This is a genomic window from Enterobacter ludwigii, from assembly GCA_023023105.1.
GTDB classification, from domain to species: Bacteria; Pseudomonadota; Gammaproteobacteria; order Enterobacterales; family Enterobacteriaceae; genus Enterobacter; species Enterobacter adelaidei.
On the sequence record CP083824.1, the window covers coordinates 1,562,912 to 1,576,705 of the forward strand.

At 54.0% G+C, this 13,794-nt stretch carries 11 protein-coding genes and 1 pseudogene; 8 read left to right on the forward strand and 4 right to left on the reverse strand.

Annotated features, from left to right (window positions below):
* Positions 1 to 4 precede the first annotated feature (4 nt).
* From ssuD to ssuE, 3 genes and pseudogenes are all read right to left on the reverse strand, one after another.
* Positions 5 to 1,150: an FMNH2-dependent alkanesulfonate monooxygenase gene (ssuD, locus tag LCD46_07315; protein ID UOY72117.1), complete on the reverse strand. Its 1,146-nt coding sequence runs from the start codon at positions 1,148 to 1,150 to the stop codon at positions 5 to 7.
* Positions 1,110 to 2,109 (reverse strand): annotated as a pseudogene (locus LCD46_07320) (sulfonate ABC transporter substrate-binding protein). Before LCD46_07320 ends, ssuD begins: the two are co-directional and overlap by 41 nt.
* Positions 2,102 to 2,677, reverse strand: coding sequence for an NADPH-dependent FMN reductase (gene ssuE / locus LCD46_07325; protein ID UOY72118.1), 576 nt, complete (start codon positions 2,675 to 2,677; stop codon positions 2,102 to 2,104). The pseudogene LCD46_07320 and the gene ssuE overlap by 8 nt, the downstream one beginning before the upstream one ends.
* 248 nt (positions 2,678 to 2,925) lie before the next feature.
* Here ssuE and pyrD point away from each other — a divergent pair, with 248 nt between their 5' ends.
* Positions 2,926 to 3,936 (forward strand): quinone-dependent dihydroorotate dehydrogenase, encoded by a 1,011-nt coding sequence (pyrD, locus tag LCD46_07330; protein UOY72119.1) that lies wholly within the window; start codon positions 2,926 to 2,928, stop codon positions 3,934 to 3,936.
* A gap of 165 nt (positions 3,937 to 4,101) precedes the next feature.
* Positions 4,102 to 4,644, forward strand: coding sequence for a cell division protein ZapC (gene zapC / locus LCD46_07335; GenBank protein ID UOY72120.1), 543 nt, complete (start codon positions 4,102 to 4,104; stop codon positions 4,642 to 4,644).
* Here zapC and LCD46_07340 read toward each other — a convergent pair.
* Positions 4,641 to 5,750: a YcbX family protein gene (locus LCD46_07340; protein UOY72121.1), complete on the reverse strand. Its 1,110-nt coding sequence runs from the start codon at positions 5,748 to 5,750 to the stop codon at positions 4,641 to 4,643. The genes zapC and LCD46_07340 overlap by 4 nt on opposite strands.
* A 98-nt stretch (positions 5,751 to 5,848) precedes the next feature.
* Between LCD46_07340 and rlmKL the strand changes: the two genes are divergently transcribed.
* From rlmKL to rmf, 6 genes are all read left to right on the forward strand, one after another.
* Positions 5,849 to 7,957, forward strand: a complete 2,109-nt coding sequence (gene rlmKL, locus LCD46_07345; protein UOY72122.1) for a bifunctional 23S rRNA (guanine(2069)-N(7))-methyltransferase RlmK/23S rRNA (guanine(2445)-N(2))-methyltransferase RlmL — start codon at positions 5,849 to 5,851, stop codon at positions 7,955 to 7,957.
* A gap of 12 nt (positions 7,958 to 7,969) precedes the next feature.
* On the forward strand, positions 7,970 to 9,877 hold the full coding sequence (locus LCD46_07350; GenBank protein ID UOY72123.1) for an ABC transporter ATP-binding protein: 1,908 nt from the start codon (positions 7,970 to 7,972) through the stop codon (positions 9,875 to 9,877).
* Positions 9,878 to 9,890: 13 nt separating this feature from the next.
* Positions 9,891 to 11,144, forward strand: coding sequence for a membrane integrity-associated transporter subunit PqiA (gene pqiA, locus LCD46_07355; protein UOY72124.1), 1,254 nt, complete (start codon positions 9,891 to 9,893; stop codon positions 11,142 to 11,144).
* A gap of 4 nt (positions 11,145 to 11,148) precedes the next feature.
* Positions 11,149 to 12,789 (forward strand): intermembrane transport protein PqiB, encoded by a 1,641-nt coding sequence (gene pqiB / locus LCD46_07360; GenBank protein UOY72125.1) that lies wholly within the window; start codon positions 11,149 to 11,151, stop codon positions 12,787 to 12,789.
* Entirely contained in the window at positions 12,786 to 13,352 is a 567-nt protein-coding gene (gene pqiC / locus LCD46_07365) for a membrane integrity-associated transporter subunit PqiC (protein ID UOY72126.1), read from the forward strand. The genes pqiB and pqiC overlap by 4 nt, the downstream gene beginning before the upstream one ends.
* Before the next feature lie 255 nt (positions 13,353 to 13,607).
* The gene (gene rmf, locus LCD46_07370; protein ID UOY72127.1) at positions 13,608 to 13,775 is read left to right on the forward strand and encodes a ribosome modulation factor; all 168 of its coding nucleotides are present in this window, start codon (positions 13,608 to 13,610) and stop codon (positions 13,773 to 13,775) included.
* The last annotated feature ends 19 nt before the right edge of the window (positions 13,776 to 13,794 follow it).

Here is a 13,794-nt window from a genome sequence, read left to right on the forward strand (position 1 = left end):
CTCCTTAGCTTTGTGCGGCTTTTCGTGGAATAAATTCATTCGCCACGGCTTCGCCCTGAAGCTGGAGCGGTTGCGGCTGAGGAATTTCCGGGATGGCGACATCCAGATGCGGGAACAACAGCTCGCCCACTTTGTACGCCTCTTCGAGATGCGGATAACCGGAGAGAATAAAGCTGTCGATGCCCAGGTCAGCGTATTCATTAATACGGGCTGCCACGGTCGCACCGTCGCCGACCAGCGCCGTGCCCGCACCGCCGCGTACCAGGCCAACGCCTGCCCACAGGTTTGGGCTGATCTCAAGATTCTCGCGCTTGCCGTTGTGCAGGGACGCCATTCGGTGCTGCCCGACGGAGTCGGTTTTGGCAAACGCAGCCTGTGCTTTCTCGATGGTCTCATCGTCCAGATGGGAAATCAGACGGTCGGCTGCCTGCCAGGCTTCCTGGTTGGTCTCGCGCACAATGACATGCAGGCGAATACCGAAGCGTACCTTGCGGCCATAGGCGGCCGCTTTAGCGCGTACCTGGGCTATTTTTTCTTTCACCAGCTCTGGTGGTTCGCCCCAGGTCAGATAGAGATCAACCTGCTCTGCCGCCAGGTCCTGCGCCACGTCCGATGACCCGCCAAAATAGAGAGGAGGGCGTGGCTGTTGGACGGACGGGAAGTAGAGTTTCGCGTCGCGAACATGAATATGTTTACCTTCGAACGTCACGGTTTCACCTTCCAGCAGACGTCGCCAGACGCGGGTGAATTCGGCGGAGGCTTCATAGCGCTCAGTGTGATCGAGGAACACGCCGTCGCCCGCCAGCTCCTGCGGATCGCTGCCCGTAACAAGGTTAAACAGGGCGCGGCCATTGGACAGTCTGTCCAGGGTTGCCGCCTGACGCGCCGCCACGGTGGGGGAGACCACGCTCGGACGCAAGGCCACCAGAAACTTCAGACGCTGGGTGACCGGGATCATCGACGCGGCGACCAGCCAGGCATCTTCACACGAGCGTCCGGTCGGGATCAGTACGCCAGTGAAACCAATTCTGTCCGCTGCCTGTGCAATCTGCTGCAGGTAGCCATGGTCAACCGGGCGTGACCCCTCTTCCGTACCAAGATAGTGGCCATCACCATGGGTGGGTAAAAACCAGAAAAGATTCAGACTCATGATTTTGTTCCTTCTTTACCGGCGGGCTGCCAGATACGTTCGCGAATAGTGACCTGTTTTGGCACCAGGTGGTTTTGATAGAAGAGGTCAGCCGTTTGTTGCTGAAGTGCGGCGACGTGCGCGTCTACGGGCGTGATGGTGGTCGGTGGACGGTGGTTGAGATAGCTCGCGATCACCGGCTCAGGTAAGCCCATGGTTTTCGCCAGCAGGGCAATGCTCTCCTGACGCTGGCTTTGAGTCAGTGCATCCGCCTGAGTAAAGGTATCAAGAACCTCTTGCACAAAGGCGCCGTTCTTTTCCGCATAAGGGCGAGCAGCCAGATAGAACGAGCCGGTCTGTTTAAGCGTGGTGCCATCTTTTAGCACCCGTACACCGCCCTGCAGTAATGCGGCGGAATAGTACGGATCCCAGATGGCCCAGGCATCAACGTTCTTCTGCTGGAACGCGGCGCGCGCGTCGGCAGGCGTCAGGTAAACGGGCTGAATGTCGGTAAACTTGAGTCCGGCCTCTTGCAGAGCACGCAGCAGCAGGTTGTGTGAGCTGGAGCCTTTCTGGAAAGCAACTTTATGCCCTTTAAGGTCGGCGACGTTTTTAATGTCGCTATTTTCAGGTACCAGAATCACTTCGGCCTTCGGTTTGGGCGGTTCAACACCTACATAGAGCAGGTCTGCTCCCGCGGCCTGGGCGAATATCGGCGGGATATCGCCTGTACTGCCCAGATCAATACTGCCCACGTTCAGCGCTTCCAGCATCTGAGGACCAGCCGGGAACTCAACCCAGGAGAATTTTGTGTCCGGGAAGCGTTTTTCCAGAAGCTGGTGGCTTTTTGCCAGCACCATGCTGACGCTGCCTTTCTGGTAGCCAATGCGTAAGCTTTCAGGTGCCGTTTGTCCGGCATGGGCCAGCGACGTCAGCGCCATCAGTCCGGCTAGTCCAATATGGGTTAAGGTTTTAAACATGTGCAACTCCTTGCGGATGACCAAAAGCAGGTGCCTGGATATCCCTGCGATGCAGGGCATGCCAGAAGGTTTCCAGGGCGTTATCGAGGCGGGTTTGCAGATTCGGTGTAAAGTGCGGTTTATGTTGATAGTCGATGACCTGGGAGTCGTCCGCGAACACACCGTGGAGGATCTCCTGTGCTTTCAGGGCGTTCAGCACCGGCTTCAGGGCATAATCCACCGCCAGTAAATGCGCCACCGTACCGCCCGTTGCCAGAGGCAGCACCACTTTGCCATCCAGCGCACGTTCAGGGAGCAGGTCAAGCAGGGTTTTCAGTGCCCCGGAAAAAGAGGCTTTATAAATGGGGGTCGCCACGATTAACCCATCAGCGCCTTTAAGCTGCTCCGTCAGGGTGTGAAGCGCCGGGCTGTCAAAACGGGCATAGAGCAAATCTTCAGGTTCGAAGTTATGCAGGTTCCAGTGGCACACTTCCACATCCAGGGCATTAAGTTTTTCACGGGCATATTCCAGCAGGGCGCTGGAGCGTGAAGGGAATCGTGGACTTCCGGCCAGAGTAATGACGCGCATACGTTCTCCTTATAACCAATTGTTTGCTTTTATCTAACATTCATAACAATTTTCAGGAGTGTGACACTAAGCGGTTATTCCACTAAATGATTTATCTGCAATTTAAATGCGAAAAAGTGAATAAGAAATGAGCCGGGAGGTAAACGATTGCGTTTTACGCTGATTTTTTGCCGCAGGTCAATTCCCTTTCGGCGTCGGATCGCCCATAATCCCCTCCCGGTTTGCACACCGGGAATCCAGGAGAGTTCATGTACTACCCCTTCGTTCGTAAAGCCCTTTTCCAGCTCGACCCTGAGCGCGCTCATGAATTTACATTCCAGCAATTACGTCGTATTACAGGAACGCCGCTGGTCGCTCTGGTGCGTCAAAATGTGCCGGAAAAACCTGTGCAATGCATGGGATTGACCTTTAAAAACCCGCTGGGTCTTGCGGCAGGTCTGGACAAAAATGGCGAGTGCATTGATGCCCTGGGCGCGATGGGCTTTGGCTCTATCGAAATCGGTACCGTCACGCCGCGCCCACAACCGGGAAATGACAAGCCGCGTCTGTTCCGCCTGGTCGAAGCTGAAGGCTTGATCAACCGCATGGGCTTTAATAACCTCGGTGTCGATCACCTCGTTGAGAATGTAAAAAAAGCCCATTTTGATGGCGTATTAGGTATCAATATTGGCAAAAATAAAGACACGCCGGTAGAGCAAGGTAAAGATGACTATCTGATTTGTATGGAAAAAGTCTACGCCTATGCTGGTTATATTGCGGTGAATATTTCCTCACCCAATACCCCGGGACTGCGTTCTTTGCAATATGGTGAAGCGCTGGACGATCTTCTGAGTGCCATTAAAAATAAACAAAATGAGCTGCAGTCGATCCACCATAAATATGTTCCCGTCGCGGTTAAGATCGCTCCGGATCTTTCTGTCGAAGAATTGATCCAGGTTGCCGACAGTTTAGTTCGCCATAATATTGATGGTGTGATTGCGACCAATACCACACTCGATCGCTCCCTGGTTCAGGGAATGAAAAACTGTGACGAAGCGGGTGGGTTAAGTGGACGTCCGGTACAATTAAAAAGCACCGAAATTATTCGTGCATTGTCAGCGGAATTAAAAGGTCGTTTACCGATTATCGGCGTCGGTGGTATCGACTCTGTGATTGCTGCACGCGAGAAGATGGCAGCAGGTGCGTCACTGGTGCAAATCTATTCCGGCTTTATTTTTAAAGGACCACCGCTGATTAAAGAAATCGTCACTCATATCTAATCTTTTCTCTTAATCAGACAACCAGGGCTTTATTTCCGGCCCTGGTTGTTTTATATTCCGTCATTGTTGCTTATTTAGACATTATAGTCTTTTATTAAATGGTGTTAAAAACGAAGCGACGAGCAGGACATTTTTAGTACAGGACGTTTGGGACGGGAGAGAAACATGCGAATTAAACCTGACGATAACTGGCGCTGGTATTTTTGCGACGAGCATGACCGTATGATGCTCGATTTAGCCAATGGTATGTTGTTTCGTTCTCGTTTTGCCCGCCGAATGTTAACCCCGGACGCTTTTTCTCCGTCAGGATTCTGTGTTGACGATGCTGCGCTTTATTTCTCCTTTGAAGAAAAATGTCGCGATCTGGTGCTCTCTAAAGAGCAGCGTGCCGAACTGGTATTAAATGCGCTGGTGGCTATCCGTTTCCTGAAACCACAAATGCCAAAAAGCTGGCATTTCCTGCCGCATGGTATGAGCTGGACACCGGCGACGGGCGACGCGGCCAGCGTCAACCTGAGTGATAGCGCCGAAGAGGTGAGTCTGCTGGTGGTTGAGCCGGGCGAAAATGCCGCGCTCTGTCTGCTGGCTCAGCCCGGCGTGACAATTGCCGGGCGGACGATGCAACTTGGGGATGCCATCAAGGTCATGAACGACAGGCTGAAACCCCAACTTCGAGTGGATTCTTTCAGCCTGGAACAGGCTGTTTAAGCTTCCAGTTGTACTGAAGTTGTCGGGATGCAGCTACAGCACAGAATTGTCCCGTCGTCGGCTATTGCGGATTTTTTCAGCGCACTGACTTCACCCTCAACCAGCTTGATTCGACAGCAGCCACAGATCCCCGCGCGGCAGGAATACGGTATGCGGATCCCTGCTTGTTCCAGCTGTTCAAGTAAAACCTGCTGATTATTTCCCCGGATGATGTTGCCCTGCCAGTGAATATCCACTGATGAACTGACCTGCGTCTCGACCTCGACAAACTCGTCTTCCTGACCGGAGCCATAAACTCTTGCGGGTCCACGGGCAAGAATTTCTACCTCGTCACCGACACGGATCACGCCGCTGGAACGGGGGATCAGGTTCAGGCCAAAATCCACGTCGCCATTGTCCTGTGCAGTGCGGAAGGATTGCAGGGTTTTCAGCGGCTCACCGGAAGGGTGCTTCTGGCCTTTCTCAGGGCTTACGGTGGTGAAGATACAACGACTGCATGGCTTAGCGACATCGAAAATCACACTGCCGATGCGAATCACTTTCCAGGTGTCTTCTTCCCAGGCTTTTGTACCGGTTACCACCAGATTGGGGCGAAACTGCTCCATCTGAACGCTGGCTTTACAACGGTGCTGCAGGTCGCGCAGGGAGGCTTCACTGGTCAGCAGGAAAGGAAACCCATCCGCAAATGAGAGCGGAACTGCGTCATGACGCTTCACGCGGCGCGTCAGCGACGGGCCTACCCAACGTAACTGCACATCGCGCGAGAAGAAGCCGCTAAGCCAGCGGTTAATCTCGTCAGCGGCAATACGCGCGGTAAAATGATTGCCCCACACTTCTGTTGGCGCATCCACAGGCGCAAAATCAGCAAAGCGGATCACCACGCTGGAACCATCCGGCGCGGTAAGATGCAAACCGTCATGAAGGGGGGAAGGGATAAAGCGAACCATCTGCGGGAACTGGCGTGCAGTAATGAACGTACCGTCAGGCTCGGTGATCATAAAGATACGATCGAAGGCAAATCCGCTCATGTCGGCAAGTGCGTGAGAAATGCCGATGCCGCGCATGGATTTCACCGGATGAATAAAAAGCCTGGATAACGTCGCCACTGCACACTCCCTCGAATGAAAATAAGCCTTCAACTTTATGACATACACGCCATATTAGCTATAATGCGCGACAATTTTCTAAGAGTAAAAGTGACGATATGAATTCTCTGTTTGCCAGTACGGCCCGTGGGCTGGAAGAGCTGTTAAAAACTGAACTGGAAGCCCTGGGCGCGCAAGAGTGCCAGGTAGTTCAGGGTGGTGTCCATTTTGAGGGCGACACGCGGCTTATTTACCAGAGCCTGATGTGGAGCCGTCTGGCGTCGCGCATCATGCTGCCGATGAAAGAGTGCAAGGTCTATAGCGACCTTGACCTCTATACCGGCGTACAGATGATCGACTGGACAGAGATCTTCACTCCGAATGCCACCTTTGCGGTGCATTTCAACGGCGTGAATGATGAGATCCGCAACAGCCAGTACGGTGCCCTGCGCGTTAAAGACGCCATTGTTGATTGCTTCACCCGTAAAAATAAGGAACGTCCAAACGTCGATCGCGAAAATCCGGATCTGCGTATTAACGTCTGGCTGAACGGCGACACCGCGAGCATCTCTCTGGATCTGAGCGGCGCAGGCCTCCACCTGCGCGGCTACCGCGATCGTACCGGTATGGCACCAATCAAAGAAACCCTTGCCGCAGCCATTGTGATGCGCTCTGGCTGGCTGCCGGGTACCCCGCTGCTGGACCCGATGTGTGGTTCTGGTACATTGCTGATTGAAGCTGCCATGCTGGCCACCGACCGTGCCCCAGGCCTGCACCGTGGTCACTGGGGCTTCAAGGGCTGGGCACAGCACGATGAAGCACTGTGGAAAGAGGTCAAAGATGATGCGCAGACCCGTGCGCGTAAGGGCCTGGCGGAATATACCTCCCATTTCTATGGTTCGGACAGCGACCCGCGCGTCATTGAACGTGCCCGCAGCAACGCCCGTCGCGCCGGTATCGGCGAGCTGGTCACCTTCGAGGTGAAAGACGTGGCGAACCTGACCAACCCGTTGCCAAAAGGTCCGTACGGTACCGTTATCAGTAACCCGCCATACGGTGAGCGTCTGGACAGCGAACCGGCGCTGATTGCCCTGCACAGCCTGTTGGGCCGCAATATGAAAGATTACTTTGGCGGCTGGAATCTCTCCCTGTTCAGTGCTTCACCTGAATTGCTGAGTTGCCTGCAGCTGCGTGCCGATCGCCAGTTTAAGGCGAAAAACGGCCCGCTGGACTGCGTGCAGAAGAACTACCATCTGGCTGAGAAAGCGGCGGACAGCAAACCGTCGGGCGTGGCGGAAGATTACGCCAACCGTCTGCGCAAGAATCTGAAGAAATTCGAGAAATGGGCGAAGCAGGAAGGTATTGAATGCTACCGCCTGTACGATGCCGATCTGCCGGAATACAACGTGGCGGTAGACCGCTATGCGGACTGGGTGGTGATTCAGGAATACGCGCCACCGAAAACCATTGATGCGCAAAAAGCGCGTCAGCGTATGCTGGACGTCATTGCGGCAACCATCGCCGTGCTGGGTATTGCGCCAAACAAGCTGGTGCTGAAAACCCGCGAACGTCAGAAAGGCAAAAACCAGTATCAGAAAATGGGTGAAAAGGGCGACTTCATTGAAGTGGGCGAGTACAACGCTCGTCTGTGGGTTAACCTGACTGACTACCTTGATACCGGTCTGTTCCTTGACCACCGTATCGCCCGCCGCATGCTCGGACAGATGAGCAAGGGCAAAGATTTCCTCAACCTGTTCTCCTATACCGGCAGCGCCAGCGTGCATGCGGGTCTGGGCGGCGCGCGGAGCACGACCACGGTGGATATGTCCCGCACCTATCTGGAGTGGGCGGAGCGCAACCTGCGCCTTAACGGTTTAACTGGGCGTCAGCATCGCCTGATGCAGGCCGACGTGCTGGGTTGGCTGCGTGATACCGACGAGCAGTTCGATCTGATCTTTATCGATCCGCCGACCTTCTCTAACTCCAAGCGTATGGAAGATAGCTTTGATGTGCAGCGCGATCACCTGCGCCTGATGACCGACCTGAAGCGCCTGCTGCGTAGAGGCGGCACGATTATGTTCTCGAACAACAAACGCGGCTTCCGTATGGATCATGACGGCTTAGCAGCCCTGGGACTGAAAGCACAAGAAATCAGCCAAAAAACGCTGTCTCAGGATTTCGCCCGTAACCGTCAAATCCATAACTGCTGGTTGATTACCGCGGCCTGAAAGGAAAAATAAATGTCTTTAATTAGTATGCACGGCGCGTGGCTCTCTTTCAGCGACTCACCGCTTCTCGATAATGCAGAACTGCACATCGAAGATAACGAGCGTGTCTGTCTGGTGGGCCGTAATGGCGCGGGCAAATCCACGTTGATGAAAATCCTCAACCGTGAACAGGGTCTGGATGACGGGCGTATTGTTTACGAGCAGGATCTTATCGTTTCTCGCCTGCAGCAGGACCCGCCGCGTCATGTGACCGGCAGCGTTTACGATTTCGTGGCTGAAGGTATTTCTGAGCAGGCTGAATACCTGAAGCGTTATCACGAGATTTCACATCTGGTGATGACTGACCCGAGCGATAAGAACCTCAACGAACTGGCGAAAGTGCAGGAGATGCTCGATCACCACGGTCTGTGGCAGCTGGAAAACCGTATTAATGAAGTGCTGGCACAGCTCGGTCTGGAAGCCGATATGGAGCTGTCAGCGCTCTCCGGCGGCTGGCTGCGTAAAGCGGCACTGGGTCGTGCGCTGGTCAGCGGACCGAAGGTGCTGCTGCTGGACGAACCGACGAACCACCTGGATATCGAAGCGATTGACTGGCTGGAAGGGTTCCTGAAAACCTTCAGTGGCACCATCATCTTTATCTCTCACGACCGTTCGTTTATTCGCAATATGGCGACGCGCATTGTCGATCTCGATCGCGGTAAGCTGGTGACCTATCCTGGCGATTACGATACCTATCTGCTGGAAAAAGAAGAAAACCTGCGCGTGGAAGAGCTGCAGAATGCGGAGTTCGACCGCAAGCTGGCACAGGAAGAAGTCTGGATCCGTCAGGGCATCAAAGCCCGTCGTACACGTAACGAAGGTCGCGTTCGTGCGCTGAAGGCGATGCGCCGTGAGCGTAGCGAGCGCCGAGAAGTGATGGGCAGCGCCAAAATGCAGGTGGAAGAGGCGTCCCGTTCCGGCAAGATTGTCTTCGAAATGGAAAACGTTAACTATCAGGTCGACGGTAAAGTGCTGGTGAAAGACTTCTCGGCACAGGTTCAGCGTGGGGACAAAATTGCACTGATTGGTCCGAACGGTTGCGGCAAAACCACGCTGTTGAAACTGATGCTGGGTCAATTGCAGGCTGACAGCGGTCGTATCCACTGCGGCACCAAGCTTGAAGTGGCCTACTTCGATCAGCACCGCGCAGAGCTGGATCCGGACAGAACGGTGATGGATAACCTCGCTGAAGGTAAGCAAGAGGTGATGGTAAACGGCAAGCCGCGCCATGTGCTGGGCTACCTGCAGGACTTCCTGTTCCATCCGAAACGTGCGATGACGCCGGTACGCGCGCTGTCAGGCGGTGAGCGCAATCGTCTTCTGCTGGCACGTCTGTTCCTGAAGCCAAGTAACCTGTTGATTCTCGATGAACCTACGAACGACCTGGATGTCGAAACCCTGGAATTGCTGGAGGAACTGATCGACGGTTATCAGGGGACGGTGATGCTGGTTAGCCACGATCGTCAATTCGTGGATAACACCGTGACCGAGTGCTGGATCTTCGAAGGTGAAGGGCGAATTGGTCAGTATGTCGGCGGTTATCACGATGCAAAAGGGCAGCAGTCGCAGTCTCTGGCGCAGAAACAGTCAAAGTCCAAAATAAGTTCTGAACCTGCTGTAACAAAAGCAGAAACTGTCAAGAAAAGCTCGGCTAAACTAAGCTATAACCTGCAGCGCGAACTGGAGGGGCTACCTCAGCGTCTGGAAGAGCTGGAGGCCGCGCTTGAAAATCTGCAAGCTCAGGTTGCTGATGCGACATTCTTTACCCAATCGCACGACTATACTCAGAAAATACTGGCTGAACTGTCCGCGGCTGAAAAGGCCCTGGAAGAAGCATTTGAGCGCTGGGAGTACCTTGAGTCTCTGAAAAACGGCGCATAAACAGGGATAACATATGTGTGACCAGCACCATGCCGACAGGCATATATTATGCTCGCAATGCGACATGCTCGTGGCGTTGCCAGAGCTTGGTCACGGACATAAAGCGCTGTGTCCACGTTGCGGCGCAACGTTGACAACCGAGTGGGACGCACCGCGGCAGCGTCCCACTGCTTACGCTCTGGCAGCATTATTCATGCTGCTGCTCTCCAATCTCTTCCCGTTCATCTATATGAAGGTGGGCGGAATTACCAGCCAGGTCGATTTGCTCGAAATCCCGGGCGTGATGTTCTCAGAAGATTACGCCAGCCTCGGCACCTTTTTTCTGCTCTTCGTCCAGATAGTCCCGGCTTTTTGCCTGGTCGTTATCCTGCTGCTGGTGAACCGTGTCAGGATGCCGTCGTCACTGAAAATCAAACTCGCGCGTATCCTTTTTCAGCTTAAAAGCTGGGGGATGGCCGAGATCTTTCTGGCGGGGATTCTGGTCAGTTTCGTGAAGCTGATGGCGTATGGCGACGTGGGGATTGGCAGCAGCTTTATCCCCTGGTGTCTGTACTGCGTCCTGCAGCTGCGCGCCTTCCAGTGTGTGGACAGGCGCTGGGCGTGGGACGATATCGCACCAGCGCCGACGCTTGCGCAGACGGTAAAGGTCGGGGTGCCCGGTATTCGTCAGGGGCTACGTTCGTGTCCGTGCTGTACCGCCGTGCTGCCCGCCGATCTCGACGTTTGTCCGCGCTGCGAAACCAAAGGGCACGTGCGGCGTAAAAACAGCCTGCAGTGGACGATGGCACTACTGGTGACCTCTGTCATGCTGTATCTGCCAGCTAATATCTTGCCGATTATGATCACCGATCTGCTGGGCGACAAAATGCCCTCGACGATCCTGGCCGGGGTGATATTGCTGTGGGGTGAAGGTTCGTATCCGGTTGCCGGTGTAATCTTTATCGCCAGTATTATGGTGCCAACCCTGAAAATGATCGCGATCGCCTGGCTCTGTTGGGATGCGAAAGGTCACGGTAAACGCGACAGCGAACGCATGCACCTGATTTATGAAGTGGTCGAGTTTGTCGGACGCTGGTCAATGATTGACGTGTTTGTTATTGCCGTTCTCTCTGCACTGGTGCGGATGGGCGGATTGATGAGTATTTATCCCGCGATGGGGGCTTTAATGTTTGCACTGGTCGTGATTATGACTATGTTTGCGGCCATGACCTTCGACCCTCGTTTATCGTGGGATCGTGAGCCTGAATCAAGCCATGAGGAAGAGTAAGAGCATGGAAAATAAGAGTGGAGAGGCGAAAGTGCAGAAGGTCAAGAACTGGTCACCGGTGTGGATTTTCCCCATCGTGACGGCGCTGATCGGGGCATGGATCCTGTTTTATCACTACAGCCATCAGGGGCCGGAAGTGACGCTGATTACCACCAATGCCGAGGGGATTGAGGGCGGTAAAACGACCATCAAGAGCCGCAGCGTGGATGTGGGTGTGGTTGAAAGCGCAACCCTGACCGATGATTTAACCCATGTGGAAATTAAGGCGCGCCTTAATGCTGGCATGGAAAAACTGCTGCATGGCGATTCCGTTTTCTGGGTGGTTAAGCCTCAGGTAGGACGTGAAGGGATTAGCGGTTTAGGGACGCTGCTCTCCGGGGCCTATATTGAACTGCAGCCCGGTACGAAGGGTAGCCAGCCGGGAAAATACCAGCTTCTGGATTCACCACCGCTTGCGCCGCCTGATGCCAAGGGTATCCGCGTGATCCTCGACAGTAAAAAAGCGGGTCAGCTTACGGCGGGCGATCCCGTGCTGTTCCGCGGTTATCGCGTCGGGTCGGTTGAGAAAAGTACCTTTGATCCGCAGAAACGCGCGATCAGCTATCAACTGTTTATCAATGCACCGAACGATCGGCTGGTCACCAGTAACGTCCGTTTCTGGAAAGACAGCGGGATCGCGGTGGATCTGACCTCTGCGGGTATGCGCGTTGAAATGGGGTCTCTGACCACGCTGTTTGGCGGTGGCGTGAGTTTTGACGTACCGGAAGGCCTGGATTTGGGGCAGCCGGTTACAGAAAACACGGCTTTCAGACTCTTTGACGATCAAAAAAGCATCCAGGATGCGCTGTATACCAGCCACGTTGATTTCCTGATGTTCTTCAAAGATTCCGTCCGCGGCCTGCAGCCGGGTGCACCGGTTGAGTTCCGCGGCATTCGTCTTGGTACGGTTGGGCAAGTTCCGTTCTTCGTTCCGGGACTTCAGCAGGTGCTGGATGATGATTACCGCATCCCGGTGCTGATCCGCATTGAGCCAGAGCGTCTGGTCAATCAGATTGGCGAAAATCAGGATATTGGCACGCACATCTCTCAACTGATGGAACGCGGTCTGCGCGGGTCGCTGAAAACCGGTAACCTGGTGACAGGTGCTCTGTATGTGGATATGGACTTCTACCCGAAAGCTCCGCCGATTACCGGTATCCGTGAATTCGGTGGCTACAAGATTATCCCAACGGTGAGCAGCGGCCTGGCGCAGATCCAGCAGCGCCTGATGGAAACGCTGGATAAGATTAACAATCTGCCACTGAATCCGATGATTGAAGCCGCGACAAACTCTCTGAGCGAGAGCCAGGCAACGATGCGCCGTCTGCAAACCACGCTGGATAACATCAACAAGATCACAGCGAGCCAGAGCATGCAGCAACTGCCGCAGGATATGCAGAAAACGTTGCGTGAGCTGAACCGCAGTATGCAGGGCTTCCAGCCTGGTTCTGCGGCTTACAACAAGATGGTGGCTGATATGCAGCGCCTTGATCAGGTCTTACGTGAACTGCAGCCTGTTCTGAAGACGCTCAATGAGAAGAGCAACGCGCTGGTGTTCGAAGCGAAAGATAAAAAGGATCCTGAGCCTAAGAGGGCAAAAGAATGAATAAGTGGCTATTGATGGTTGGCGCTCTGCTATTAACGGCGTGCAGTTCAGGTGTAGAGAATAAAAGCTACTACCAGTTGCCTGTTAGTACGCAGAATAGCGGGCAAAGTACGGCCAGTCAGGGAAATCGTCAGCTCTGGGTTGAGCAGGTTGCCGTGCCAGATTATCTGGCAGGTAACGGTGTGGTCTACCAAACCAGCGATGTGAAATACGTGATTGCGACAAACAACCTGTGGGCCAGCCCGCTGGATCAGCAACTGCGCAACACGCTGGTGGCCAATCTGGGCAGCCAGCTTCCGGGCTGGGTTGTCGCTTCGCAGCCGCTGGGTAACGATCAAGATACGCTGAACGTCACCGTAACAGGCTTCCACGGCCGTTATGACGGTGCGGTGGTGATCAGCGGTGAGTGGCTGCTGAATCATCAGGGGCAGCTGATTAAGCGTCCTTTCCATCTGGAGCTGAAGCAGCAGAAAGATGGCTATGACGAAATGGTGAAAGTCCTGGCTCAGGGTTGGGCACAGGAGTCGGCCAGTATCGCCAGGGAAATTTCCCGGCTGCCATAAGTAAAATTCATCGTCAAAAACCGCAATCGGTCTGCCACTGATTGCGGTTTTTTTTTCGTTTTCACTTCAGGTTGTTACTTGTGCCGGGTCACAATTTTTGTACAAATGATCTTCCAGCTAGCTCACAAATATGACACCCGTATGAATTTTGAACATTGACGCTGCGACTAATTCGGGGTATTCGTTATCTGTGCCTGTGCATTTGTGCAGACACTGTTTTCTTTCCACCAGACAAAAGAATGAGGGAAACGAGGCATGAAGAGACAGAAACGAGATCGCCTGGAACGGGCTCATCAACGTGGTTATCAGGCCGGCATCGCTGGACGTTCTAAAGAAATGTGTCCTTATCAGACGATAAACCAAAGGTCACAATGGCTTGGAGGCTGGCGAGAAGCCATCGGCGACAGGGCACTCATAGCCTGATAACGTCTCTTTAAAAAAA

Excerpts from the sequence above, each read along its gene's own strand:
- ssuD (UOY72117.1), bottom strand. The coding sequence starts at position 1,150 with ATGAGTCTGAATCTTTTCTGGTTTTTACCCACCCATGGTGATGGCCAC.
- ssuE (UOY72118.1), bottom strand. The coding sequence starts at position 2,677 with ATGCGCGTCATTACTCTGGCCGGAAGTCCACGATTCCCTTCACGCTCC.
- pyrD (UOY72119.1), top strand. The coding sequence starts at position 2,926 with ATGTACTACCCCTTCGTTCGTAAAGCCCTTTTCCAGCTCGACCCTGAG.
- zapC (UOY72120.1), top strand. The coding sequence starts at position 4,102 with ATGCGAATTAAACCTGACGATAACTGGCGCTGGTATTTTTGCGACGAG.
- rlmKL (UOY72122.1), top strand. The coding sequence starts at position 5,849 with ATGAATTCTCTGTTTGCCAGTACGGCCCGTGGGCTGGAAGAGCTGTTA.
- LCD46_07350 (UOY72123.1), top strand. The coding sequence starts at position 7,970 with ATGTCTTTAATTAGTATGCACGGCGCGTGGCTCTCTTTCAGCGACTCA.
- pqiA (UOY72124.1), top strand. The coding sequence starts at position 9,891 with ATGTGTGACCAGCACCATGCCGACAGGCATATATTATGCTCGCAATGC.
- pqiB (UOY72125.1), top strand. The coding sequence starts at position 11,149 with ATGGAAAATAAGAGTGGAGAGGCGAAAGTGCAGAAGGTCAAGAACTGG.
- pqiC (UOY72126.1), top strand. The coding sequence starts at position 12,786 with ATGAATAAGTGGCTATTGATGGTTGGCGCTCTGCTATTAACGGCGTGC.
- rmf (UOY72127.1), top strand. The coding sequence starts at position 13,608 with ATGAAGAGACAGAAACGAGATCGCCTGGAACGGGCTCATCAACGTGGT.